Origin of the sequence: Rhizobium sp. SEMIA4064, assembly GCF_003025035.1 — a bacterium.
Lineage (GTDB): Bacteria > Pseudomonadota > Alphaproteobacteria > Rhizobiales > Rhizobiaceae > Rhizobium > Rhizobium paranaense.
Window position 1 is genome coordinate 97,501 of the sequence record NZ_PYJN01000001.1, and the last position, 24,122, is coordinate 121,622.

The following is a 24,122-nucleotide window of genomic DNA, read 5'->3' on the forward strand; positions in this document are numbered from 1 at the left end:
CCGACAAGGGGAGTGAAATAGTACCTGAAACTGGATACCTACAAACAGTCGGAGCCCGCAAGGGTGACGGCGTACCTTTTGTATAATGGGTCAACGACTTAGTGTAACAAGCAAGCTTAAGCCGGTAGGTGTAGGCGAAGCGAAAGCGAGTCTGAATAGGGCGATATAGTTTGTTGCATTAGACCCGAAACCGAGTGATCTAGCCATGAGCAGGTTGAAGGTTGGGTAACACCAACTGGAGGACCGAACCCGCATCTGTTGCAATAGATTGGGATGACTTGTGGCTAGGGGTGAAAGGCCAATCAAACTCGGAAATAGCTGGTTCTCCGCGAAATCTATTTAGGTAGAGCGTCGAGCGAATACTCCCGGGGGTAGAGCACTGGATGGGCTATGGGGACTCACCGTCTTACTGATCCTAACCAAACTCCGAATACCGGGAAGTACTACTCGGCAGACACACGGCGGGTGCTAACGTCCGTCGTGAAAAGGGCAACAACCCTAACCTCCAGCTAAGGTCCCCAAGTCATGGCTAAGTGGGAAAGGATGTGAGGATCCCAAAACAACCAGGATGTTGGCTTAGAAGCAGCCATCATTTAAAGAAAGCGTAACAGCTCACTGGTCTAGTCAAGGGTCTTTGCGCCGAAAATGTAACGGGGCTAAAGCCATGCACCGAAGCTGAGGATTCCTCTTTGAGGAGTGGTAGCGGAGCGTTCCGTAAGCCAGTGAAGGGACAGCCGTGAGGCATCCTGGAGGTATCGGAAGTGCGAATGTTGACATGAGTAACGATAAAGAGGGTGAGAGACCCTCTCGCCGAAAGACCAAGGGTTCCTGCTTAAAGTTAATCTGAGCAGGGTTAGCCGGCCCCTAAGACGAGGCGGACACGCGTAGTCGATGGGAACCACGTTAATATTCGTGGGCCTGGTGGTAGTGACGGATTGCTCAACTTGTAAGGTCTTATTGGATTGATCTTGCAGGGACGCGGTTCCAGGAAATAGCTCCACCGTATAGACCGTACCCGAAACCGACACAGGTGGTCAGGTAGAGTATACCAAGGCGCTTGAGAGAACTATGTTGAAGGAACTCGGCAAATTGCACGCGTAACTTCGGAAGAAGCGTGACCCTTATGTGCGCAAGCATGTGAGGGTGGCACAGACCAGGGGGTAGCGACTGTTTACCAAAAACACAGGGCTCTGCGAAGTCGCAAGACGACGTATAGGGTCTGACGCCTGCCCGGTGCTGGAAGGTTAAGAGGAGGGGTGCAAGCTCTGAATCGAAGCCCCAGTAAACGGCGGCCGTAACTATAACGGTCCTAAGGTAGCGAAATTCCTTGTCGGGTAAGTTCCGACCTGCACGAATGGCGTAACGACTTCCCCGCTGTCTCCAACATAGACTCAGTGAAATTGAATTCCCCGTGAAGATGCGGGGTTCCTGCGGTCAGACGGAAAGACCCCGTGCACCTTTACTATAGCTTTACACTGGCATTCGTGTCGGCATGTGTAGGATAGGTGGTAGGCTTTGAAGCAGGGACGCCAGTTCTTGTGGAGCCATCCTTGAAATACCACCCTTATCGTCATGGATGTCTAACCGCGGTCCGTCATCCGGATCCGGGACAGTGTATGGTGGGTAGTTTGACTGGGGCGGTCGCCTCCGAAAGAGTAACGGAGGCGCGCGATGGTGGGCTCAGACCGGTCGGAAATCGGTCGTCGAGTGCAATGGCATAAGCCCGCCTGACTGCGAGACTGACAAGTCGAGCAGAGACGAAAGTCGGTCATAGTGATCCGGTGGTCCCGCGTGGAAGGGCCATCGCTCAACGGATAAAAGGTACGCCGGGGATAACAGGCTGATGACCCCCAAGAGTCCATATCGACGGGGTTGTTTGGCACCTCGATGTCGGCTCATCGCATCCTGGGGCTGGAGCAGGTCCCAAGGGTTTGGCTGTTCGCCAATTAAAGCGGTACGTGAGCTGGGTTCAGAACGTCGTGAGACAGTTCGGTCCCTATCTGCCGTGGGTGTAGGAATATTGACAGGATCTGTCCCTAGTACGAGAGGACCGGGATGGACATATCTCTGGTGGACCTGTTGTCCTGCCAAGGGCATAGCAGGGTAGCTATATATGGAATGGATAACCGCTGAAGGCATCTAAGCGGGAAACCAACCTGAAAACGAGTGTTCCCTATCAGAGCCGTGGTAGACGACCACGTTGATAGGCCGGGTGTGGAAGTGCGGCAACGCATGAAGCTTACCGGTACTAATAGCTCGATTGGCTTGATCGTTCCCATTGCTCATGCTCATCAGACGAACGTAAACGTTCATCTGCAATGAGTTTTGTCCTCACGCATGTACGGGTCTTCGACCCTATGCTGCGGACGGCGCGCCGGACTGCCGGCGACGCGCTCTGCGCTTGCGGACTTTGTCCGAAAACGCATCCAACGACGTGTTTAAAAAATCCAGCTTCTCATTCAAAGTTGCGCTTTGCCGACCTGGTGGTTATGGCGGGGTGGCTGCACCCGTTCCCTTTCCGAACACGGCCGTGAAACGCCCCTGCGCCCATGGTACTTCGTCTTAAGACGCGGGAGAGTAGGTCGCTGCCAGGTCTGCCAATCGCAACTTCCGAGCAAACCCAATAGGGTTTGTCCGATTACAATCTTCTCTGATCAACAAACGGCCTAGCCGTGTTACAATAGGCCGCTAACAAGCGGCCTTTGTCGCTTCTGGAAATACGACTTCGAGACCCAAATACAGTTGTCTCGAAAACAGGTGTGCTCCAAAAGGTGCCCACCTAACACGGACAAATCCTCCGGATTTGCTCGGATGACGCAAGCCGTAAGGCTTGCTGCGTCGAGACGAACTGCAAAGCAGTTCGCTCGAGGGCGGACAAACCGCAAGCGGTTTGCTCGGATGGCGCGGGGTGGAGCAGCCCGGTAGCTCGTCAGGCTCATAACCTGAAGGCCGCAGGTTCAAATCCTGCCCCCGCAACCAATCCAGCTTCCTTCCACACAACAAAGCCGCCAAAGATCACACACAAAGCCCCACACGGGGCTTTCTGCGTTTTTAGGATGCCGTTACGCTAGCAATCGCAGTCTCATCAGATCTCCAACATTGGCCGGATGTCCAAGATGCTTGCGGTCAACCATGGGCCTGAGGTCGCACTGGCTCCTGTCCAAACCTCGTGCCGGCGTGAAAATATTGTGCCTTCTCTCAATCGAAATGCTTTTCGGGTGGGCTACGTCCGGTATTTCCGCTCATATGCATCATTGTCAGCGAAGCAGCGGATTCGCCGCGATCGGACGAACAGAGGCGGCTACGACAGTCTCGTCGGTTAGATCCCAATGAAAGGATATCGACATGGCCAGGACAGCGCGGGGTGCGCAGAAGGATTATGTCTACAAGATCGTGAACTCACCTGTCGGCGAGTTGAAACTCGTTGCCAGTCATGAGGGCTTGGCGGCAATTCTCTGGGACAATGACCGGCCAAATCGCGTTCGGCTGAATATCGTTGCGGAGGATGTCAATCATCCTGTTCTCATAGAAACGGAACGGCAGTTGCGGGAATATTTTGCCGGCGAACGACAGGTTTTTGAGCTGCCGCTCGACTTCTCCGGCACGGAATTTCAAAAGAAGGTGTGGCAGGCACTGCTCACCATTCCCTTCGGCGAGACACGCTCCTATGCCGAAATTGCCGTGCAGATCGGTGCTCCCAAGGCCATACGCGCGGTCGGCGCCGCCAATGGCCGGAATCCGGTCTCCATCGTTACGCCGTGCCATCGCGTCGTCGGATCGGCCGGTGACTTGAGAGGATTTGCCGGTGGCCTCGAGCGGAAGACCTATCTTCTGGAATTTGAGGGCTCCGAAACCAAAACCTTCAATTTCGCGGCGTAATGGTTGCCCGCATCCGCTGCGACAAAGATTCATCCGGTAGCAATAAAAACAGCCCGCTTGTCGAACCAAGCGGGCTGTTTCGTTTTCGGCCTCAGTCATGTGAGAGTGGCCGGCCCGTATTCCTGAGCCGGCCATCGGCGTGCATCAGCCTTCAAGCCACTTCACCTGTTCCGGCGTCAGCTTGATGTCGAGTGCCGAGAGGCTGTCTTCCAGCTCGGCGATCGTGCGCGGGCCGATCAGCGGAATGACCGGGAAAGGCTGGGCGACGACATAGGCGAGCGCGATGTGGATCGGGTTGCGGCCGAGCTTCTGCGCCAGTTCGATCGCCCGGTCGCGGCGGCCGAAGTTGCGCTCGGAATACCAGACGCGAACCAACTCCTCGTCGCTGCGCTTGTCGCGGCCGGCGCGGTCAGTAAAGAAGCCGCGGCCCTGGCTGGACCACGCAAAGTTCGGGATCTGCTTGGCATTCAGCCAAGCCTTCCATTCCTCGTCGGAGGCAGCAATGCAGCCGGCCCAGATCGGATCGAGCATCTCCGCCAGCGAGAAATTGTTGGAGAGAGCTGCTGGCGCCGCCTTGCCGTTCTTTTCGGCATAGGCGATCGCTTCGTCGAAACGGGCGCGGGTCCAGTTCGAGCCGCCGAAGATGCCGCGAATGCGGCCGGCTTTGACCTCGGCATCCATGGCATCGACGAATTCACCGACCGGAACGGCCGTGTTGTCGCGATGCATGAAATAGATATCGACATAATCGGTCTTCAGCCGGTTCAGCGATTGGTCGAGCTGCTTGGCGATCATGTCCGGATAGCAAAGCGGCGAATGCACGCCCTTGCCGATCAGCACGACCTCCTCGCGCGGAACCTTGCGGCTGGTGTGCCAGTCGCCGAATATGCTCTCCGTCTTGCCGGCGCCATAGACGTAAGCCGTGTCGAAGGCATTGCCGCCGGCTTCATAGAAGGCGTCGAGCGTCAGCGATGCTGCCGCGAAATTCGGGAAGAATTCGAAGCCGAGCGTGACAAGAGAGGCCGGCTTGGCAATGCCGGGAATGGTGCGCTTCGGAATGCTGTTGCCCATGGTGACGGGTGCTCCGACGATATTCGTCGTCCGCCGCGTCGCCTTCTCGACCTCATATTCGAGGCCGACAGTGGCGCGCCACTGATCGAGAGCGCGCAGGTTTCCGATCGAATCGGCCCAATTGATGCCCGGATAGGCGAATTCCGCCTGGCCGGCGCGAATGGCATCGCCCGCGGCGTCGACCTCGAAGGAGTAGAGCCAACGGTCTTCCTTGACCTCGATAACCTGCGTTTCCGCGCCCTTGATGAGCTCGATCTTGCCGACGCCGCCCTTGTGGCCGGAGGCGAACCAGAAATCCTTGACTTCCAGACGCCCGTCCGAGCCGATGATGCGCAGCGTATTGTCCTGATTTGCCATGATCGAGCAGGATACTTCGGCGATGATATTGTTCGGGAATTTCAGCACTGCTGAGGCCCATTCGTCGACGCCGGTCTGGCCGAGATGGGCGACACCGGAGACTTTTTCCGGGTCGAGGAACGGCTTGCCTTCAACGGCACCGGCAATCAGCCGCGCCATGGATACCGGATAGCCGCCGACATCCAGGATGCCGCCGCCAGCCGTGTCGTTGGCGAACAATCGGTGTTCCGGCTTGACCGTGCCCATGTTGAAGCCGAATGAGGAGCGGATGATGCGGATCTCGCCGATCACGCTGCTTTTCACCAGTTCGATCAGCTTCGCCGTCTGTGGATGCACGCGGTACATGAAGGCTTCACCGGCGAAGACGCCAGCCTTCTTGGCTTCGTAGTAGATCGCCTCGGCATCATAGGCGGACAGCGCGATCGGCTTTTCGACGAGGACATGCTTGCCGGCACGGATCGCCTTGATGGCCCATTCGGCATGGCCGGTATGGGGCGTGGCGATATAGATGGCGTCGATTTCCTTGTCGGCCAGCAGCGCCTCATAGCCGTTCACGATGCGCGCGCCGGGGAAGTTATCGCCAAGACCCGGCTTGTCGGGATTGCGGCTGGCGATGGCCACCAGCTTGCCGCTGCGGGAGTGAGCGACGCCTTCGGCAAAAGTCTGTGCGATCCTGCCGGGGCCGATGATGCCCCAGCGGATGGATGTCTCGGTAGTCATGAACTGGTCCTTTCCTAAATCTGCATGCTGTCTTGGGAGTGACGGGACTTGGGAGCGATGGAACGGGGAGCGGTGGAAAAGAGCGCCTATCGCAATCGGTTGCCGGCGCCGTCGAACAGGAATGTCTTGGCTGCGGAGAGTGCTACGTTCAGCGTGTCGCGATTGTTGGTGTTGCGGGATTCCTCCCGCTCGATGACGATCTGCTCTCCGCCGGCGATGTTGGCGTAGATGTAGCTGGTATTGCCGAGATGCTCGGCGACGTCGACATCGACGGTTACATCGATATCGCCACGACCAGCCTCGAGAAAATGTTCCGGCCGCACGCCGAGCGTCACCGCCTGGCCGGTTTCGACCTGAGCCGTAGCGATCGGCAATGACAGACGGACGTCGCGCTGATTCTTCAGGGCCACCGTCACGCCGCCGTCTTGCTTGGCAACGATCTCGGCCGGCAGGAAATTCATCTTTGGCGATCCGACAAAGCCGGCGACGAACTGGTTGGCGGGATCGTCGTAAAGGTCGAGCGGCGCGCCGATCTGCTCGATATTGCCGCTGCGCAGCACGACGATCTTGTCGGCCAGCGTCATCGCCTCGGTCTGATCGTGCGTCACATAGATCATCGTCGTGCCGAGCTTCTTGTGGAGGCGCGAGATTTCGACGCGCATCTGTACGCGCAGCTCGGCATCGAGGTTGGACAGCGGCTCGTCGAACAGGAAGATCTGCGGTTCGCGCACGATGGCGCGGCCGATAGCGACGCGCTGGCGCTGGCCGCCGGAAAGCTGCTTCGGCCGGCGCTGCATCAGTTCAGTGATCTGCAGGATCTCGGCCGCCTGCTTGACGCGGCGGTCGGTATCGGCCTTCGGGTTGCCGTTCATGCGCAGGCCGAAATTGAGGTTCTGCTCGACCGTCAGATGCGGATAGAGCGCGTAGGACTGGAAGACCATGGCAATGCCGCGATCAGCCGGCTCCATATCGTTGACGACGCGGCCGCCGATCTTGAGTTCGCCGCCGGTGATGTCTTCGAGACCGGCGATCATGCGCAGCAGCGTGGACTTGCCACATCCGGACGGCCCGACGAAGACGACGAACTCGCCGTCCTTCACGTCGAGATTGGCGCCGTGGATGATTTCAAGGGTACCGTAGCGTTTGACGACATTGGTAAGGGACAGTTCAGCCATACGGGTCTCCCGGAATTATTTGATTGCGCCGGCGGCGATGCCGGCGATGAAGTGGCGCTGCAGGAGAACGAAGACGATGAGAATCGGCGCCGTCAGCATGACGGCACCCGCCATGATGCCGCCCCAGGATACCCTGGTAAGGCCGATCAACGTTCCGAGCGCCACCGGCGCGGTCATCATCCCCGGTCGGGAATTGATGAGCAGCGGCCAGAGGTAGTTGTTCCAGGAGGCCAGGAACAGGATGATGGCGAGCGCCGCCATGGTCGGTCTTGCCAGCGGCAAAGCGATGCGGAGGAAGATCTGCCATTCCTTGACGCCCTCGACTCGTGCGGCGTCAAAGAGCTCGCCCGGCATCATCGAGAAGGCCTGGCGCATGAACAGCACACCGAGCGAATTGAAGAGCGGTGGCACGATCAATGCGACCCATGTGTTGCCCAACCCGAAATCGCGCGCCACCATGATGAATTGCGGAATGACGACGACGGAGTAGGGCAGCGTGATCGTGCCGAGGATGATGGCGATAACGCCCGAACGGCCGGCGAACTGGTAGCGCGCCAGAGCCCATCCGGCCATCGAGGTCAGGAGCACCGACAGGAAGGTATAAATGACTGCGACGCCGATGGAGATCGTCATTGCACCGAGGAAGTTAGTGTCGGCCTGCAGATTCCGGACATTGTCGAAAAAGCTCGTCGATGGGACCATGACGATATCGGGGCTGAAGATGCCGTAGTCGGGCATGGTCGAGAAGATGAACATCATCCAGAGCGGAAACAGCCAGATAAGGGCAAGCGGTGCGAGCAGGCCGTGCAGCGCGATCGAGCGGATCAGATTGGATTTGGACTTCGATTTCATTTCGGTTCGCGCCCCACCCAGAGATTGAGAAGAGAGATGACCACGGCGAGCGCCGCCATCGTGTAGGCGATTGCGGAGGCATAGCCGAAGTTGGTCGACTGGAAGGCCTGGCGATAGAGCAACAGGCCGAGCGTCTCCGTCCCGCCGCCGGGACCACCCCTGTTGGTGATCAGATATGGTTCGGTGAAAAGCTGCATGGTGCCGATGACGGACAGGACCACGCAGAACAGAATGATCGGCTTCAACAGCGGCAGGGTGATATGGATGAACTGCTGGAAGCGGTTGACGCGGTCAAGCGTCGCGGCCTCGTAAACATCCTCGGGGATCGATTGCAGCCCGGAAAGGATGATGATGGCGTTGTAGCCCGCCCAGCGCCAGGTGACGGCGATGATGATGAGCACCATTGCGGCATGCGATTCGGCGAACCACGACACCGGTGCGAGGCCGATCATGCCGATTAGCTTGTTGATGATGCCGAAATCGACGTTGAACATCAGGCGGAAGACAGCGGCATAGGCCACCTCTCCAACGACGACCGGTGCGAAGAAAGCAAAGCGAAAAATGCCGCGCGCTCTCAGCAGCGGTGAATTCAATAGTACCGCCATGACCGTGGCGAGCGTGATCATCACGGGTACCTGGACGATCAGGATGATCAGCGTGTTTTGAAGCGCGTTGTAGAAGGCCGGGTCGCCGAACAGGCGCCCCCAATTGAGCGACAGGTTAAAGACCCACGGATTAACCCGGGTGTTCTGGAACGAGATCAGGAACGAATAGATGATCGGCCAGACCCAGAAGGCGGCGAACACCAGAAGATAGGGTGCAAGGAACGCATAGGCGCTCCGGTTTCGCAACCGCATGAAAGCCTTCTCCTTTATGCGCAGTGAAATGACGCGTGACGTCGCATCCCCGCCGCCCTCAGGGCGGCGGGGATGCCGAGCGCGGCTTGGGATGCGCGCCCGGCAGTGTCACTCACTTCGCGAGCGGCAGACCTGTCGCCGAGGCGATCTGCTGTGCCGCATCGTCGAGCGCGGCCTTGCCGTTCGGGTAACCACCAGCGAGGTATTTCGTCTGCACGGCCTTTATGACCTCATCGGCGTCGCTGAAATACTGGGTGCCGGGGCTCGGGCGGATCTTCGGCAGGGTGGCGAGGATATCGGCCCATACCTTCTGACCGCCCCAATAAGGCTGCGGCTGGTTGACGAAGGGATCTTGAACCGCCGTCAGCAGCGACGGTACCAGCCCGAAGGACTTCAGCATGGTAACCTGGCCCTCATTGGTGCCAAGCGTATATTCAAGGTATTTCCAGGCTGCCTCCTTGTTCTTGGAGCCGCTGGCGATCGCGAGCGAAGAGCCGCCGAGATTGGCCGCATGCGGGCCATCGGCCGTCATGCTCGGCATCGGATAGACGCCCCATTTGCCGGCGAGATCCGGCGAGGTGGAGCGAATGGTGCCTTCATACCAGCCGCCATAGAGCTGCGATGCCACCTTGCTGGCGGTGTTCGACTGAATTTTCTCGTTCCAGTTCGCCGCGCTCAGCAGGCCCGCGTCCTTGAACTCCTTCACCTTGTCCAGGGCCTTCACGCAGGCTGGCTGGTTTACGGTGATGCTCTGGCTGTCATACGAGAAATAGCCGCAGCCCTGTTCGTTGGCGAGCATGCGGAACCATTCAGTGTCGCCGTTTAGATCGGCCTGCGCCATGATCACGCCCGGATTGGCGGCGGAGATCTTCTTGCCGGCGGCAATGAAATCGTCCCAGGTCTTGATCGTTGCCGGATCGACGCCCGCCTTTTCATAGAGATCGCGGCGGTAGAACATGGCGACCGGGCCGGAATCCCAGGGCATTGCATAGGCGGCATCGCCGACCTCAAGCTCGGCACGCTTGAAGTCCGGGAACTGCTTCTTGAGCGCATCCGTGTAGCCGAGCTTCGTCAGATCGGTCAGGCAGTCCGGAAAGCGGTTCCAGAAGATCGATGCCTTGTGATTTTCGATCGACATGATGTCGGGCAGACCGTCACCGCCGGCGGCGCAAGCGGCCAGCATCTTATCGAAGACCTGCGGGTTGCCGATGTCCTGAACCTCGACCTTGATGTCGGGATATTTTTTATTGAATCCTTCGACCGTGGATTTCAGCGCCGACGCGGCGATGTTCCAGCTCCAGACTGTGATGGTGGTTTGTTCCGCATAAGCAGAACCGGAAGCCAGCAAGGCAGCAAGTGCCGCCGCTCCCGCGAGTTTTAAACGCATTGAAAATCCTCCCTTTTCAATTGCCGTCCTCTAGCGAACACGCTTAAACTAGCTACCGGTGCGCTTCTGTCTCCTAAAAAAGGAACATCGACTTGGCGGAAAGTAAGGTGGGTCATCGAGCAGTTTATCAGCCGGGCGCGAGCAGCATCGAAGGGCTGCCGACGACCCTGCAGATGTTTCATACCCATCCGCCCCTGATGGTGATGCCGCATTGGCATGCGCAGGTCGAGGTGAACTACCTTATACGCGGCACGGTTCACTACCGTATGAACGACCATGAAATTCAGCTTCGTGCCGGCGATATCTGCGTGTTCTGGGGAGGGCAGCCGCATCAGATGGATGATTCGTCGGAAGATTCGATCTATGCCGGCGCGCATCTGCCGCTGGTGCATTTCTTCCGCATGCGCCTGCCGCTCGATATTTCCGGCCGTCTGATACGAGGCGAGACCCTGGTCACCTCCGCGACGGATGCCGCCGACAACGAGAATTTCGCCCGCTGGTATCGTTATGTCCGCTCCGGGGATCCGGCCAAGGCCGAACATGCGGTTGCCGAACTCCTGCTGCGCCTGGAGCGCATTGCTTTCGAGCCCTATCGCATGCTGCCGGAAAAGCGGGAGCATCAGTCGAGCGAACAGGTCCACCCGCAATCGTCGCGCAGCCTGGCGCGCATGTGCGATTTCATTGCCAGCAATTTCCTGCACGACATCGATACGGTTGATATCGCCAAGGCAGCGGATCTGCATCCGAAATATGCGATGAACCTCTTCAAGAAATGCACCGGCATGACGCTCAGCAAATATGTCAACCTGCTGCGCTTGTCGCGCGCCCAGGCCATGCTGATGCGCGACGGCGCCAACGTGCTGCAGGTGGCGATGGACAGCGGCTTCGGCTCGATCAGCGCCTTCAACAAATCCTTCCGCCATATTGCCGGCATGTCGCCTTCGGATTTCCGCCGGGATATGCGCATGGTGACGGCAATGAGCGTCGAGGGCGCCCAGCCCGCGCTGCGCCGGTCCGCCTCGCAATTCTAGCGGCCGGCCTCTTGCCGTCGCCGGCGATAGGGCCCACGTCACTGGGCATATTCTTTGGAGGACGATTTTCATGCGGCAATTTTCGGCATGCATCGAATGGCTGTTTGCCCGCGAAGGTGACAATTTTACCGACCGTATCCGGCTGGCGCATCAGGCCGGACTAAGCGCGGTCGAGTTCTGGCGCTGGACGAACAAGGACCTGGATGCAATCGCATCCGCGGTCGCCGAGACCGGGATCGCCGTTTCGGGCATCGTCGCCGAGCCGATGATCGCGCTGACAAATCCGGCGAACAAGGAGGCTTGGCTGGAGGGCTTGCAGGTGTCCGTCAATGTGGCGCAGCGCCTGGGCGCTTCGGTTTTGGTTGCGCAGGCGGGTGACGATTTGCCGGAGTTTTCACGCGCCGAACAGCGGGAAGTCATGATCTCCGCCTTGAGCGCCGGCGCCGATATCTTGAGCGGCTCAGGCGTTCGGCTCGGTCTGGAGCCTTTGAACACGAAGATCGACCATGTCGGCTACTATTTGTCCTCGACGGTGGAAGGCCTGGATATCGTCGTCGAGGTGGGCCGGCCGGAAATTGGTATCGTCTACGATATCTACCATTCGGCTGTCATGGGCGAGCGGACGGAAGATGTGGTCGGCAAACGCGCCGATCGCATCGTGCATGTCCACGTCGCGGATCACCCTGGCCGTAACGATCCCGGCACCGGCGAGATCGATTTGCTCGGCCGTCTGAATTGGCTGTTTGCCCATGGCTATAGCGGCAGGGTCGGTCTCGAATACCGGCCGAAAACGGAGGATGCCGAGGCCGTTCGTGCGGTTGTGAGGTCGCTGTCGGCCTGACGGTCAGACGGGTTCGAGCATGCCGAAAACGGCGACTAGCGCAATGACTGCGATACCGAGGACGATCTCGGCAATACTGCCGCGACGGATGGCGCTCAAAGCCCGGGCCCGATCGCGTTGCATCCGCGGCACGAGGATGTAGCGATTGACGATCGCCAACAGGCTCATGCCGGCGACCAGCACGATCTTTATGGCAAGCAGCGCTTGATACGGAGATGACCAGTTCGTCGGCAGGCGCTGAAGGACCAGCATCGTATTGACGAGGCCGGAGGCGATGACCAGCGCCACGGCGCCATGCCCGACGGTGGAGAAGCGCCGAAGCGCCAACAGTGCTTCCGCCCGGTCTTCGGGCGCGTTCAAAAGCCGGAGGATCGGGACCAGCGGCACCAGGGCGCCCAGCCAGCCGCCGCCGGCCAGGACGTGAAGAATGTCATTGGCGCGATGGGCGAGCTTGAGCCAGCCTTCATGCATCGAGGCGTGACCGGTGAGCATGAGGGCGGCAAGGCCGAGACCGGAGCCGAGCGCCACGCCCGGGCGACGCCAACGCTCCGGCGGCAGGAAAGCAAGAACGAGGATGAGGGCAGCGGCGGCTTGGGCGAGCCACGCCTGCCCGACCGTCGTTTCGAACAGCACGTCGCGGATCGTGCCGGCATTGAAGGCATCACTCCAGCCATTGCCGATGATGGCGCTTGCAAGCGGCAGCGAGGCAAGCGTCGTCAGCCCGGCAATCAGCGCCGCAAGGAAGGGGGCGGTGCCGAACATGCGCCATACCTTCTCCGCCAGCACTTTCGGCACCAGAAAGCAGAGAAAGGCCGAGGCGCCCCACAGAAGCATCAGGGATGCGCCGTGAAGGAACCGGCACGCCTCAAGCGCTATGTTGGGATCGATCAAGGTTTTACTGTGAAGGTGTAGCTGCCATTGGTCTTATGGCCGTCAGCGGAAAGAGCATGCCATTCGACGGTATAGGTGCCGGCGCCAAGCGTTCCGGAGACGGGAACCATCAGCACGGTGTCGTTCTGCATCAGCATGGGATCGCCGAGCTTGACGACTGCCTTGTCGGGGCCGGTTACCTTGATGCCGGAGAACTTCAGGTTCAAGCCTTCGCTGAAAGTGAGGTCCAGTTCGCTGGGCGAGGCCTTGATGGTACTCTTGTCGGCCGGGGTTGCCGAATTCAGATGTGCGTGCGCAAAAGCCTGACCGGAAAGGCCGAGTGCGAGAATGGCGGCGAGGCTGAACCTGGTAATGGTCTTGGTCATGAAAAGTCGTCCTCCTGGGTTACCGAGCGCGATAGAATTGTGGACATCCTATGTCAAATTTTACAATGCGAAATGGCTATGTTCGGGACGCTTTGCCGCAAGGTAATCCTTTGTTGATGACTTCCGCCGACATAGACACCTGGCAGACGCGTTTATCCCTGTATTCGGCAAAGAATTGTCGCTTTTCGGTTATTTTTGCTTAGAGCACTTCCAGGAAAAGTGCGCAGCGGTTTTCCGTCCGGAATGCGTCAAAACAAAGGGATAGAGCGGGAAAGCGATTCCGTGAAACGCTGAACCGCTCTACGAGGGGTTAGAGCGCTCGGGATGGTGACATTTCGATGAGGGAAGTTTCATGGCGGCAAATACCATACGCGAGAAAGTCACTCGCGGCTTCAGCCCGCGCCGGCGTCGTGAGCACCTCGATAGCTTGGACGTGCCGACCTATGTGATCGGCGACGTGCATGGCCGCTACGACCTCCTGAGCGTGCTCGAACGCAAGATTTTCGCCGATGCCGCCGCACTGCCCGGCCGCAAGCTGATCATCATGCTTGGCGATTTCATCGATCGTGGCCCGGCCTCGGCACAGGTCGTCAGCCGGCTGATGGCGCCGCTGCCGAATGGTTTCGACCGGATCTGCCTCACCGGCAATCATGAGCTCGCCATGCTCGCCTATGCCGATGGTGAAATATCCCTGGACGAGTGGGTCGCGCTCGGCGGTGAGGCGACGCTGAAATCCTATGGCGTGGATATCCAGGCTCTACGGCAGCAATATCCCCGGCAGAAAAAACTCGACACCTTCATCCGCACCTGGCTACCCGACGATCATCTCAACTTTCTCCGCCGGCTGCCGATTCTGCTGGATACGCCGCAGGTCCTGTTCGTCCATGCCGGTATCGATCCGGAACGACCGATCGAAGCGCAGGACGATGACGACCTTGTTTACATCCGCTCGCGCTTTTACGACAGCGCGCAACCGCTGCCGAAGCTGATCATTCATGGCCATACGCCGGTCAGACAAGCCGAAGCGCATGGGCTTCGGCTCAATATCGACACCGGCGCCTTCCGTTCCGGAAAGTTGACAGCGGCGCGTCTGTGGCAAGGCCATATCCACATCACCTCGACTTGAGGCCGGACGAGGCCTCGCATTTTAAGCCCCGCGCAGTATCGTTATCTCCTTGTCTGTTCTATAGAACAGGACGAAAAACGAATTCAGACGATAGAGCCGGGAGAGCTTCATGGCCGCGACCATCCGTTATCACGAAGGCGATATTTCTGCTGCCGATGCCGCCCGCTACACCGGCTCCATAGCGATCGATACCGAAACGCTCGGCCTCATTCCACGCCGCGACCGGCTCTGCGTCGTGCAGCTTTCGCCGGGTGACGGCACTGCCGATGTGATCCGCATCGCCGCCGGCCAGAAAGAGGCGCCGAACCTCGTCGCCATGCTGGCCGATCCCTCGCGCGAGAAGATTTTTCACTACGGCCGCTTCGATATCGCCGTGCTGTTCCACACGTTCGGTGTCACCACGACGCCGGTTTTCTGCACCAAGATCGCTTCGCGCCTCTGCCGCACCTATACGGACCGTCATGGCCTCAAGGACAATCTCAAGGAGATGCTCGAGGTCGACATTTCCAAGGCGCAGCAGTCTTCCGACTGGGCGGCCGAGACGCTCTCGCCGGCACAGCTCGAATATGCCGCCTCCGATGTGCTTTACCTGCACGCGCTGCGCGGCAAGCTGAGGGAGCGCCTTGTGCGCGATGGCCGCATCGAGCATGCCGATGCCTGCTTCACCTTCCTGCCGACCCGGGCAAAGCTGGACCTCCTCGGCTGGGAAGAGACCGATATTTTCGCGCATAGCTGATCGCCCGTGTCAAAAGCGAATTGAAAAGAAAAACCGGTGCCGCGGAGGTGGCATCGGCTCGGTAGTTAGTAATCTGTTAAGAGACGGCCTGCTATTCTACCCCTGATTTCATGCATTCGACCGACGTTTTTCTGCGTCGACCGGTCGGTCAACCGGCTTGCGAATTGCTGATGGCCGCATGAGCGGACTCCGACTGAACCTGCCTTCTGCTTCCGTCTTTTCAGACAAAGGAGCATCCCATGTTGTCTTCCGTGAGTGCCGTGTCTGCTTTGGGTATAACCCTTGAAAAGCCGGCGGTTGCCACCGCCGAAACGTCCGGTGCCCAGACGACCGCGACGCCGCTTGCCGTGCTGCCGAATACGGTGAACGCCAGTGTCGAAGGCAAGTTGAACATGCTGCTGGTGGCGGCGCGCGAACGGATGTTCGACAGTTTGCTCTCCGTCATCGATGACGCCAGCACGGCGTTGAACATTTCGCGCGAGCCAGATGAGAGCAACGCCGCTTTGGCACAGCGGCTGGCCGATACGATCCTCAGCCTGCCGCCGCAACAGCTTGCGGTCGCCCAGCAACTCTTGGACGCGCAGGCGGAAACGCCGATCCCGTTGCCTCTCATTGCCGAGGTGCTGACCAATCCGGATGGGCCGGAAGCCGTGCAAATCGCCATCAGCCTGGATGCGGCGCTGACACCGGAGCCCGACGCGGTCATCAAGGCCGTTGTCAATTCCTATGGCCAGAATGCCGGCGAAACGGAGACGATCGAGTCGCAGGCCCAAGTCCCGGCCCAAGTCCCGGCACAAGCGATCCTGAAGACTACAGACGTCGTTCCGGCGGCTACCCCGGCAGTCCTGCCGGCTTCGCCGGAGAGCGTTGCGGCGCCAGCACCCGCGGCCGCTGTCCTCGCTGCAATTGCCGCGCAGGTGGCCGAGGAAACGCCGGTGGCGATTGCACCGGCTCAGGCAGTTCTCGTTGCTGCGGCGATTTTGGAACCGGAGCTCTTGCCAAGCCTCGAAACCGCCTCGACCCCGCAAGCCATCCCAAATCAGCAATCCGCCCCGCTTCCGCTGGCTGCAAGTGCGCTTCTCATTGATGCCGGCAACGGCGAGACCGTCCATCCGCAAAACGTCATCCCCGTAGCGGGCAACATGTCGTCAGCGACATCGGCCGAGGAGAAGCTCCCCACGGAAATCGCTCTGATCAGATCGCCGATCACGCCACCGCCTGTGCCGCGGGACATCCAGCAGATCCGGGCCGATATCAAGGAAGGACTGCAGGTCGTCATCGGCCGTGCCTTGGAAGTCACCGGCCCCGAGCTTCTGCAGATTATCCACGACGATGAGTCCGCGGCAGAAAAGATTATCGCGCAGGCGCTTGCCGCCAATGCCGACGACCAAAAGGACGTGCCGCTGCCGCCGCAGACGACCGCCAATGAGGACACCCGGAATCTGGCCGCCACCATGGCAAGCCAGAACGCGACTTCTACGGATGAGGTACCGAGCGCGCCGGCTGCGCTTCAGAGCAAATCCCTGGGCGATATGCCGGGTGCACCCGCTATGAATATGCCCGATGCTGCGTCGCAGATGGGAACGTCGGTCCCGCTGCCGCAAGGCATTCCGTTTGCCATCGCACAATATTTGCCAGTGGATGTCTCGATTGAAGAGAAGGAACTGGAAAGAGTCGATCGTGTCGACCCCGCCGATGACGAGGAGCACGAACAGGGGCAGGGCGGAGAAACGGCGCAGGACGAGAGTGAAGACGATTCTCAGCCTGAGGAAACGCATCAGCCGACGGCTTCAACATCCGAAGAGGCCGATGCAGAAGCCACTCTCTCGGAAACCAGCGTCATCGCGCCAGAACCGCTCGCACTGCCTGCACCCGCGCCGCAGGACTCCCTGCACGATCACGCCTTCGATTTCTATCAGCGCATGGTGGAATGGGAATAACCGGGCCGCGTCAGAGCGCCGTGTGTTCGTCTGAACGCACAAAGATAGTTCTAGTCTTTGAATCCTGTGTAGACTCAAACAAAAACCCGCCGGATCGCTCCGGCGGGTTTTTTATCTCTAAGGCTTCAGCCGAAGATTATTCGGCGTTGCGGTTCTTCAGAGCCGCACCCAGGATGTCGCCGAGCGAAGCACCCGAGTCGGACGAACCGAACTGAGCAACTGCTTCCTTCTCTTCTGCGATTTCCAGAGCCTTGATGGACAACATGATCTTGCGGTCCTTCTTGGAGAAGTTGGTGACGCGGGCGTCGACGGTCTGACCGACCGAGAAACGCTCCGGACGCTGCTCGTCGCGGTCACGCGACAGGTCGGCGCGGCGGATGAAGGAGGTGATGTCGTCGTGGTTGACGAGCTTCACTTCGATGCCGCCATCGTTGATGGCGATGACTTCAGCCGAAACGACGGCATTCTTGCGCAGTTCGCCGGAAGCAGCGGCTTCGCCGACTGCATCCTTGCCGAGCTGCTTGATGCCGAGCGAGATGCGTTCCTTGTCGACATCGACGTCGAGAACGACGGCCTTGACGACATCACCCTTGTTGTACTCTTCGATGACCTGCTCGCCCGGACGGTTCCAGTCGAGGTCGGAGAGGTGAACCATGCCGTCCACATCGCCGTCGAGGCCGATGAACAGGCCGAATTCGGTCTTGTTCTTGACTTCGCCTTCGACTTCAGTGCCAGCCGGATGGTTGCGGGCGAATGCTGCCCACGGATTTTCCAGCGTCTGCTTCAGGCCGAGAGAGATACGACGCTTGGTCGGATCGACTTCGAGAACGACGACTTCGACTTCCTGGCTCGTGGACAGGATCTTGCCGGGGTGAACGTTCTTCTTGGTCCAGGACATTTCCGAAATGTGGATGAGGCCTTCGATGCCCGGCTCCAGCTCGACGAACGCACCGTAGTCGGTGATGTTCGTAACGGTACCGGAGATCTTCTTGCCTTCCGGATACTTGGCCTGGATGCCATCCCACGGATCGCTCTCGAGCTGCTTCATGCCGAGCGAGATGCGGTGGGTTTCCTGGTTGATGCGGATGATCTGTACCTTGACCTGCTGGCCGATGGACAGGATTTCCGACGGATGGTTCACACGGCGCCATGCCATGTCGGTGACGTGCAGCAGGCCGTCGATGCCGCCGAGGTCAACGAACGCACCGTAATCGGTGATGTTCTTGACGACGCCGTCAACAACCTGGCCTTCTTCGAGGTTCTGAACGATTTCAGAACGCTGCTCGGCACGGGACTCTTCCAGAACCGTACGACGCGAAACGACGATGTTGCCGCGGCGCTTGTCCATCTTGAGGATTTCGAAGGGCTGCGGGTTGTGCATCAGCGGGGTAACGTCGCGGATCGGACGGATGTCGACCTGCGAACGCGGCAGGAAGGCGATAGCGCCATCCAGATCGACGGTGAAGCCACCCTTGACCTGATTGAAGATGACGCCTTCGACGCGCTCGCCAGCTTCGAACTTGGCTTCGAGCTTGATCCAGCTTTCTTCGCGGCGAGCCTTTTCGCGCGACAGAACAGCTTCGCCAAGCGCGTTTTCGATGCGCTCGACATAGACTTCGACTTCATCGCCAACCTTGAGCGTGCCGTCCTTGGCGCGTGCACCGAATTCCTTCAGCGCGATGCGGCCTTCGACCTTGAGGCCGACGTCCACAACGGCGACATCCTTTTCGATGCCGGTGATGATGCCCTTGGTGACATAGCCTTCAGCCAGATCGTTCTTGGCAAAGGATTCTTCGAGAAGGGCTGCGAAATCTTCGCGAGAGGGGGAAGTTACAGACATAAAATCTCCTGGCGTGTCTCAATCAGGATTGAGGACACTGATGCGCCGGTGGTTCGTGTTGAACAGGCCTGCATCCGTCCGCCTCCCCTTGGGGAAGGCTATCCGGCGCTTGGACGGAATGTCAGGCTTCTAAATCAGCGACTTCGTGCGCAAAGCACGCGAAGTCGCTCGCATTTTCAGGCATTTCGGCTCAGACCGGCATCGATAAACGATTTTGCCGTCTGAAACGCCGCTTCTATACTCATTTCTGAGGTATCAAGCAAGTACGCGTCTTCCGCTGGTCGCAAAGGGCTGTCGGAGCGGCCCATGTCCCGCTCGTCGCGCCGTTTCACGTCCTCGAAAATTGCTGCATAATCGGCGCTGCCGCCGGCATTGACGATTTCGTCGTAGCGTCGTTTCGCCCTGACTTCCGCCGATGCCGTGACATAGATTTTTACCGGAGCATCGGGGCAGACGACAGTGCCGATGTCGCGCCCATCCAGAACCGTGCCCGGCTCCCTCAGCGAAAAGGCCCGCTGCGCGTCGACCAGCGCCCGGCGTACCGCCGGCATGACGGCGATCTTCGATGCCGCCTCGCCGATCTCGTGCTTCGACAGGACCGCGCGGTCGAGCCCGGAAAGATCGACTTTTCGCGCTATCGTCTCGGCAACCGTTTCGTCGTCGAGCGGCAGGCCGGCGTCAAGGAGGGCTTTGGCGGTCGCCCGATAGGTCAGGCCGGTATCGAGATGGTGAAAACCATATTCCTCGGCGATCCGGCGCGACAAGGTTCCCTTGCCTGCCGCAGCGGGTCCGTCGATGGCGATGATCATTCTCTTTATATCCCTGCCTTCAGTCTTGCTTTTGTCTGTCGTATCGCCGCACCAGCTCGGCCATTTCGGCGGCTGAACCGCTGTCGATTCCGTCGAGGCCTTGGGCGACGCCCTGCCGATCGGCGGCGGGACGGTTCTGGCTGACCTTCCACTTGCCGTCAATCGTCTCGATGTCGATCTCGATGCCGATAATACCCTTCAACTGCGCAGCGATGAAATCCGGCGGCGCATCGTCGACCGTCCAGGGCTGCGGACGGCCGCTCTCGTTCTCGCCGGTCAGCATGCCAATCTGCGCCCGCAGCCAGGCGGGATCGTCGATGACGCGCGCATTGCCGCGAACCTGCACGACCGCATAGTTCCAGGTCGGCACGACCTTGCCGGTCTCCTGCTTGGTCGCATACCAAGATGGCGTGATGTAGCTTTCGGCGCCCTGAAAGACGACGAGGACCGGCGCTCCCGCCTGGATTTCCCGCCATTGGCCGTTCGCCCTGGCGATATGCGCCTGCAACGTGCCCTTGGGTGAAAGGCCGGTCTTGAGATGGAACGGCACAAGATTGGCGATCAGCCCGCCATTGCCGGCGGTGATCAGCAATCCCAGCGGATGCGCGCGGATCAGCGCGTGCTGCGTGCCGAGATCGTCTTCGCGATGATGAGGCGGCTGGTACATGGTCCGGAACCGTCTGTCGTTGTCGGGCGCGTCATAGGACCGGCGGCCCCGAATGGCCACCGACTGCTCCCGACTTGGGTTGCGTCACGCCTGCGGGCGCTTTCACCCGCAGGCCGGCCAAGATTTTATCAGCCCTCGACCTCGATCGTCGCACCCAATCTTGTCATGAGGTCAAAAAACTCCGGAAAGCTGGTGGCGATCATGGTGGAGTCGTCGATGCTGACCGGATGTTCCGAGGCAAGCCCCATCACCAGGAAGCTCATGGCAATGCGGTGGTCGAGATGGGTCTTGACCTGGCTGCCGCGAGCGTTGCCGAGACCTTTCCCGTTCGGCCGACCATGCACCGTCAGCGAATCCTTGCCTTCGGCGCAATCGACGCCGTTGAGCGTCAACCCTTCCGCAACCGCCGAAAGCCGGTCGGATTCCTTGACCCGCAGTTCCTCCAACCCAAGCATGACCGTCGCGCCCTCGGCGAAGGCGGCGGCGACGGCGAGGACCGGATATTCGTCGATCATCGACGGCGCCCGCTCGGCCGGCACTGTGACGCCTTTGAGCGCCGAGGAGCGGACGCGGAGATCAGCGACATCCTCGCCGCCGGCAAGACGCCTGTCGAGAACCTCAATATCGCCACCCATCTCCTGCAGCGTCAGGATCAGGCCGGTGCGGGTGGGGTTCATCAGCACGTTGCGGATGGTGATATCAGAGCCGGGAACGATCAGCGCCGCGACCAGCGGAAAGGCCGTCGAGGAGGGGTCGCCGGGAACGTCGATAATCTGGCCGGAAAGCCTGCCCTGGCCCTGAAGGCGGATGGTGCGCACGCCGTCCCGATCGATCTCGACCGAAAGATCGGCGCCAAAGCCGGCCAGCATCTTTTCGGTATGGTCGCGGGTCATGACCGGCTCGATGACGGTGGTGATTCCAGGCGCATTGAGGCCGGCGAGCAGCACGGCGGATTTGACCTGCGCCGAAGCCATCGGCACGCGATGGGTGATCGGACTGGCCGTCTCCGGCCCATGCAGCGTCACCGGTAGGCGGTCGCCTTCGCTGGATTTGACCTGCACGCCCATCTGCCGCAGCGGATCGAGGATGCGGCCCATCGGCCGCTTGGAAAGCGAGGCGTCGCCGATGAATGTGGATTCGAAATCATAGACGCCGACGAGGCCCATGGTCAGGCGGCTGCCGGTGCCGGCATTGCCGAAATCGAGCGGTGCTTCCGGGGCCAGCAGCGCGCCGTTGCCGACGCCCTTGATGATCCATTCGGCCCCGATCTTCTCGATCCTGGCGCCCATGGCCTGCATGGCCTTGCCGGTATTGAGCACATCCTCGCCTTCGAGCAGGCCGGTAATGTGGGTTTCGCCGGCAGCCAGGCCGCCGAACATGAGGGCGCGATGCGAAATGGATTTGTCGCCGGGAACGCGGATGGTGCCGGAAAGATTGGTCGAGTGGCGCGCCGTCGCGGGCCGCGGATGAATGTCGTGCGGCATGGGCAATTCCTTTGCGATGCCGTTATTTACGCCGCATTATCGCTGGCTTAGCTCCTGTTGCGCCAACTGACCTGCGGTTCACGCTGGCTCGTTACCATAGACCCGCTGCCCGGTCATCCTGGAATGCCGGGAAAACCAGTCCCGGCGTATATAAAGTTTGGCTTTGACAGAGAGAGCCGCAACGATTAAGGGGACCGGCTGATAATTTCCCTTAAAACGCCGGCTTCCCCGGCATTGCCGAATCTTTATTCGGCCATTCATGAGGCTTTGACAGTGGCGAAAGCGGAACTTGGAACAAAACGTACCGATCCAGATACCGGCAAGAAGTTCTATGACCTGAACCGGGACCCGATCGTCTCGCCCTACACCGGCAAGTCCTGGCCCTTGTCCTTCTTCGAGGAAACCTCCGCTTCCAAGGAAGTTCCGGAAGAAGACGAAGTGGCTGAAGTCGATACCGAAAACACGGAAGTCGAACTCGTATCGCTCGAAGATGCCGATGAGGCTGCTACCGGCGACGATATTCCGGACATGGGCGATGACGATGTCGAAATCGGCGACGATGACGACGACACCTTCCTCGAAGCCGACGAAGACGAAGATGACGACGACATGAGCGACATCATCGGCGTCACCGGCGACGACGACGACGTTTGATTTGCGAACAATCGGCCCGGTGAACAAGAAAAGTTTTCCGGGCCGAAAATTTCGGCTTGCTATCTGCAAAAACCAGAAGTAATAAGCCGCCACCCCGACGGGCGAAGCGCTCGGAAGGGACCCAGGGCCGGTCAAACGGCACCACCTTGATGGGGCTATAGCTCAGCTGGGAGAGCGCTTGCATGGCATGCAAGAGGTCAGCGGTTCGATCCCGCTTAGCTCCACCACGCTTCGCCCTTACGGGCTTCGCGTGGCGCAGCCGCAGGAAACCGTTAGGCCGAAGCAGTGCCCGGCAAAGCCCGCAGGGCGACGACGGGCTTAAATCTCAATTACAAGCTTTGCGTAAGACAGCCACGGGAAACCGTTAAGCCAGTATGCTCGACATGATTCGCGGAGCGTGACGGCAAGCCTGATGTGGTATGTTTACATTCTCCAGAGCGTCGATTTTCCCGAACAGCAATATACTGGATCTACGTCGGATCTTAAGCGGCGACTTGCGGATCACAATGCCGGCAAATCAAGTCATACAGCAAAATTCGCGCCCTGGATTTTGCTCTGGTATTCCGCTTTTCCAGACAAATACAGAGCACTGGAATTTGAAACATATTTGAAATCTCATTCTGGCAGGGCGTTTGCGAAGAAGAGACTTATTTGATCGGATTCGTTTGCCGATGAGGCGGAAGTCGGTCTCGCCTTTAACGAAACTACCCTTGCCAGTACCTGTATCGATTGGCGCTCAGATCGCTGCCAAAAACTAGGCGGATTCTGATGCGTCACGTCATCTCGATGTCTACTATCCGACGCCTCATATTCAAGTATCCTCATTATTCACAGGGGCGTGTTATTGACTGTCGAGGCATAATCGAGTAGGGGTGCGTGCCTTTTTTAAGGCATTGAAAATATACAATTTTTTGGAATCACATTGAATATTTTTCGAATTTGCGTCGCGAACGAAGGTGAGAAACACTTGTCAAGTGGCGTGATTCGACATACAAAATCAACATCCTGTTGATGACAGGAGCCTAAAAGGCCCCCACCGCAATGGGGGCCCCAATCCAGGCACAAGTCTAGGGGAAGTCTGGGTTAAACCGTAGTCGCGCGGCAACGCGGCCAGCGGCGGCAGTGCGAACAAACATGTTCCCACTGGCCCAGACGGAACCGCCAGTAGTCAGCAACTGACACTGGGCGGAATGCGGGACATGATATTCTCATATCCCTCTCCTTTCTCTTTAAGAGCAAGGAGGACCCGCTCTCACCAGTCCTTCGGCGCTTCATGCGACGAAGCTAAACCTCCCTGGTTGCTACCAAGAATGCCGCCTGAATGCTGCGGACAAGTGATGCCAATCTAATACTAGCATCGTGGCTTAGAGGCAAGGTGAGCCTGCGTGGGATGCCTCTAATTCCCCAGTAATTCCTCATAGAGGGGCATTTGACTATAGA

The 24,122-nt window shown here is 59.2% G+C and carries 19 protein-coding genes, 2 tRNA genes and 2 rRNA genes (1 of these 23 running past the window's edge); 12 read left to right on the top strand and 11 right to left on the bottom strand.

Translation table 11 applies throughout. From position 1 onward, the window contains the following. From C9E91_RS00440 to C9E91_RS00455, 4 genes are all read left to right on the top strand, one after another. A 23S ribosomal RNA gene (locus C9E91_RS00440) occupies window positions 1-2,273 on the top strand; it begins 641 nt to the left of the window's first position. 206 nt (window positions 2,274-2,479) lie between these two features. Beyond that, a 5S ribosomal RNA gene (gene rrf, locus C9E91_RS00445) occupies window positions 2,480-2,594 on the top strand. A gap of 308 nt (window positions 2,595-2,902) precedes the next feature. Beyond that, window positions 2,903-2,979 (top strand) — tRNA-Met (locus C9E91_RS00450). A gap of 366 nt (window positions 2,980-3,345) precedes the next feature. After that, complete coding sequence (locus tag C9E91_RS00455; protein ID WP_107106427.1) at window positions 3,346-3,879, top strand: methylated-DNA--[protein]-cysteine S-methyltransferase; 534 nt, start codon at window positions 3,346-3,348, stop codon at window positions 3,877-3,879. A 144-nt stretch (window positions 3,880-4,023) separates the two neighbouring features. Here the strand turns inward: C9E91_RS00455 and C9E91_RS00460 are convergent, their stop codons facing one another. The 5 genes from C9E91_RS00460 to C9E91_RS00480 all read right to left on the bottom strand — a co-directional run bounded on the left by C9E91_RS00460 (window position 4,024) and on the right by C9E91_RS00480 (window position 10,298). Further along, window positions 4,024-6,027 (bottom strand): aldo/keto reductase, encoded by a 2,004-nt coding sequence (locus C9E91_RS00460; RefSeq protein ID WP_107106428.1) that lies wholly within the window; start codon window positions 6,025-6,027, stop codon window positions 4,024-4,026. Between the two features lie 86 nt (window positions 6,028-6,113). Then, entirely contained in the window at window positions 6,114-7,202 is a 1,089-nt protein-coding gene (locus C9E91_RS00465; RefSeq protein ID WP_107106429.1) for an ABC transporter ATP-binding protein, read from the bottom strand. A 15-nt stretch (window positions 7,203-7,217) separates the two neighbouring features. Continuing rightward, on the bottom strand, window positions 7,218-8,054 hold the full coding sequence (locus C9E91_RS00470; protein WP_107106430.1) for a carbohydrate ABC transporter permease: 837 nt from the start codon (window positions 8,052-8,054) through the stop codon (window positions 7,218-7,220). Then, on the bottom strand, window positions 8,051-8,911 hold the full coding sequence (locus C9E91_RS00475; RefSeq protein ID WP_107106431.1) for a carbohydrate ABC transporter permease: 861 nt from the start codon (window positions 8,909-8,911) through the stop codon (window positions 8,051-8,053). The genes C9E91_RS00470 and C9E91_RS00475 overlap by 4 nt, the downstream gene beginning before the upstream one ends. A 112-nt stretch (window positions 8,912-9,023) precedes the next feature. Next, entirely contained in the window at window positions 9,024-10,298 is a 1,275-nt protein-coding gene (locus C9E91_RS00480; RefSeq protein ID WP_107106432.1) for an ABC transporter substrate-binding protein, read from the bottom strand. Between the two features lie 86 nt (window positions 10,299-10,384). Between C9E91_RS00480 and C9E91_RS00485 the strand changes: the two genes are divergently transcribed. Both C9E91_RS00485 and C9E91_RS00490 read left to right on the top strand, forming a co-directional pair. Beyond that, a complete protein-coding gene (locus tag C9E91_RS00485) occupies window positions 10,385-11,329 on the top strand; it encodes a helix-turn-helix domain-containing protein (RefSeq protein WP_107106433.1) in 945 nt (314 codons plus the stop codon). A gap of 70 nt (window positions 11,330-11,399) precedes the next feature. Then, window positions 11,400-12,170, top strand: a complete 771-nt coding sequence (locus tag C9E91_RS00490; protein WP_107106434.1) for a TIM barrel protein — start codon at window positions 11,400-11,402, stop codon at window positions 12,168-12,170. Window positions 12,171-12,173: 3 nt separating this feature from the next. Here the strand turns inward: C9E91_RS00490 and copD are convergent, their stop codons facing one another. After that, the gene (gene copD / locus C9E91_RS00495) at window positions 12,174-13,061 is read right to left on the bottom strand and encodes a copper homeostasis membrane protein CopD (protein ID WP_107106435.1); all 888 of its coding nucleotides are present in this window, start codon (window positions 13,059-13,061) and stop codon (window positions 12,174-12,176) included. Beyond that, entirely contained in the window at window positions 13,058-13,426 is a 369-nt protein-coding gene (gene copC, locus C9E91_RS00500) for a copper homeostasis periplasmic binding protein CopC (RefSeq protein ID WP_107106436.1), read from the bottom strand. Before copC ends, copD begins: the two co-directional genes overlap by 4 nt. 352 nt (window positions 13,427-13,778) lie before the next feature. Between copC and C9E91_RS00505 the strand changes: the two genes are divergently transcribed. The 3 genes from C9E91_RS00505 (at window position 13,779) to C9E91_RS00515 (ending at window position 17,228) form a co-directional block, all read left to right on the top strand. Continuing rightward, the gene (locus C9E91_RS00505) at window positions 13,779-14,552 is read left to right on the top strand and encodes a metallophosphoesterase (protein WP_107106437.1); all 774 of its coding nucleotides are present in this window, start codon (window positions 13,779-13,781) and stop codon (window positions 14,550-14,552) included. A gap of 109 nt (window positions 14,553-14,661) precedes the next feature. Beyond that, on the top strand, window positions 14,662-15,288 hold the full coding sequence (locus C9E91_RS00510; protein ID WP_107106438.1) for a ribonuclease D: 627 nt from the start codon (window positions 14,662-14,664) through the stop codon (window positions 15,286-15,288). A gap of 239 nt (window positions 15,289-15,527) precedes the next feature. Then, a complete protein-coding gene (locus C9E91_RS00515) occupies window positions 15,528-17,228 on the top strand; it encodes a hypothetical protein (RefSeq protein WP_107106439.1) in 1,701 nt (566 codons plus the stop codon). A 136-nt stretch (window positions 17,229-17,364) separates the two neighbouring features. Here C9E91_RS00515 and rpsA read toward each other — a convergent pair whose 3' ends face one another. The 4 genes from rpsA to aroA all read right to left on the bottom strand — a co-directional run bounded on the left by rpsA (window position 17,365) and on the right by aroA (window position 22,028). Then, window positions 17,365-19,068 (bottom strand): 30S ribosomal protein S1, encoded by a 1,704-nt coding sequence (gene rpsA, locus C9E91_RS00520; RefSeq protein WP_028754676.1) that lies wholly within the window; start codon window positions 19,066-19,068, stop codon window positions 17,365-17,367. Window positions 19,069-19,244: 176 nt separating this feature from the next. Beyond that, window positions 19,245-19,877, bottom strand: a complete 633-nt coding sequence (gene cmk, locus C9E91_RS00525) for a (d)CMP kinase (RefSeq protein WP_107106440.1) — start codon at window positions 19,875-19,877, stop codon at window positions 19,245-19,247. A gap of 19 nt (window positions 19,878-19,896) precedes the next feature. Then, window positions 19,897-20,544 (bottom strand): FMN-binding negative transcriptional regulator, encoded by a 648-nt coding sequence (locus C9E91_RS00530; protein WP_107106612.1) that lies wholly within the window; start codon window positions 20,542-20,544, stop codon window positions 19,897-19,899. 128 nt (window positions 20,545-20,672) lie between these two features. After that, window positions 20,673-22,028 (bottom strand): 3-phosphoshikimate 1-carboxyvinyltransferase, encoded by a 1,356-nt coding sequence (gene aroA / locus C9E91_RS00535; protein WP_107106441.1) that lies wholly within the window; start codon window positions 22,026-22,028, stop codon window positions 20,673-20,675. A 273-nt stretch (window positions 22,029-22,301) separates the two neighbouring features. On the opposite strand from aroA, the gene C9E91_RS00540 reads away from it, so the two are divergent. The 3 genes from C9E91_RS00540 to C9E91_RS00550 all read left to right on the top strand — a co-directional run bounded on the left by C9E91_RS00540 (window position 22,302) and on the right by C9E91_RS00550 (window position 23,337). Beyond that, on the top strand, window positions 22,302-22,682 hold the full coding sequence (locus C9E91_RS00540; protein WP_107106613.1) for a TIGR02300 family protein: 381 nt from the start codon (window positions 22,302-22,304) through the stop codon (window positions 22,680-22,682). Window positions 22,683-22,833: 151 nt separating this feature from the next. Beyond that, window positions 22,834-22,909: transfer RNA gene (locus tag C9E91_RS00545), tRNA-Ala, on the top strand. A 185-nt stretch (window positions 22,910-23,094) separates the two neighbouring features. Then, window positions 23,095-23,337, top strand: coding sequence for a GIY-YIG nuclease family protein (locus C9E91_RS00550; RefSeq protein WP_107106442.1), 243 nt, complete (start codon window positions 23,095-23,097; stop codon window positions 23,335-23,337). Window positions 23,338-24,122 lie beyond the last annotated feature (785 nt).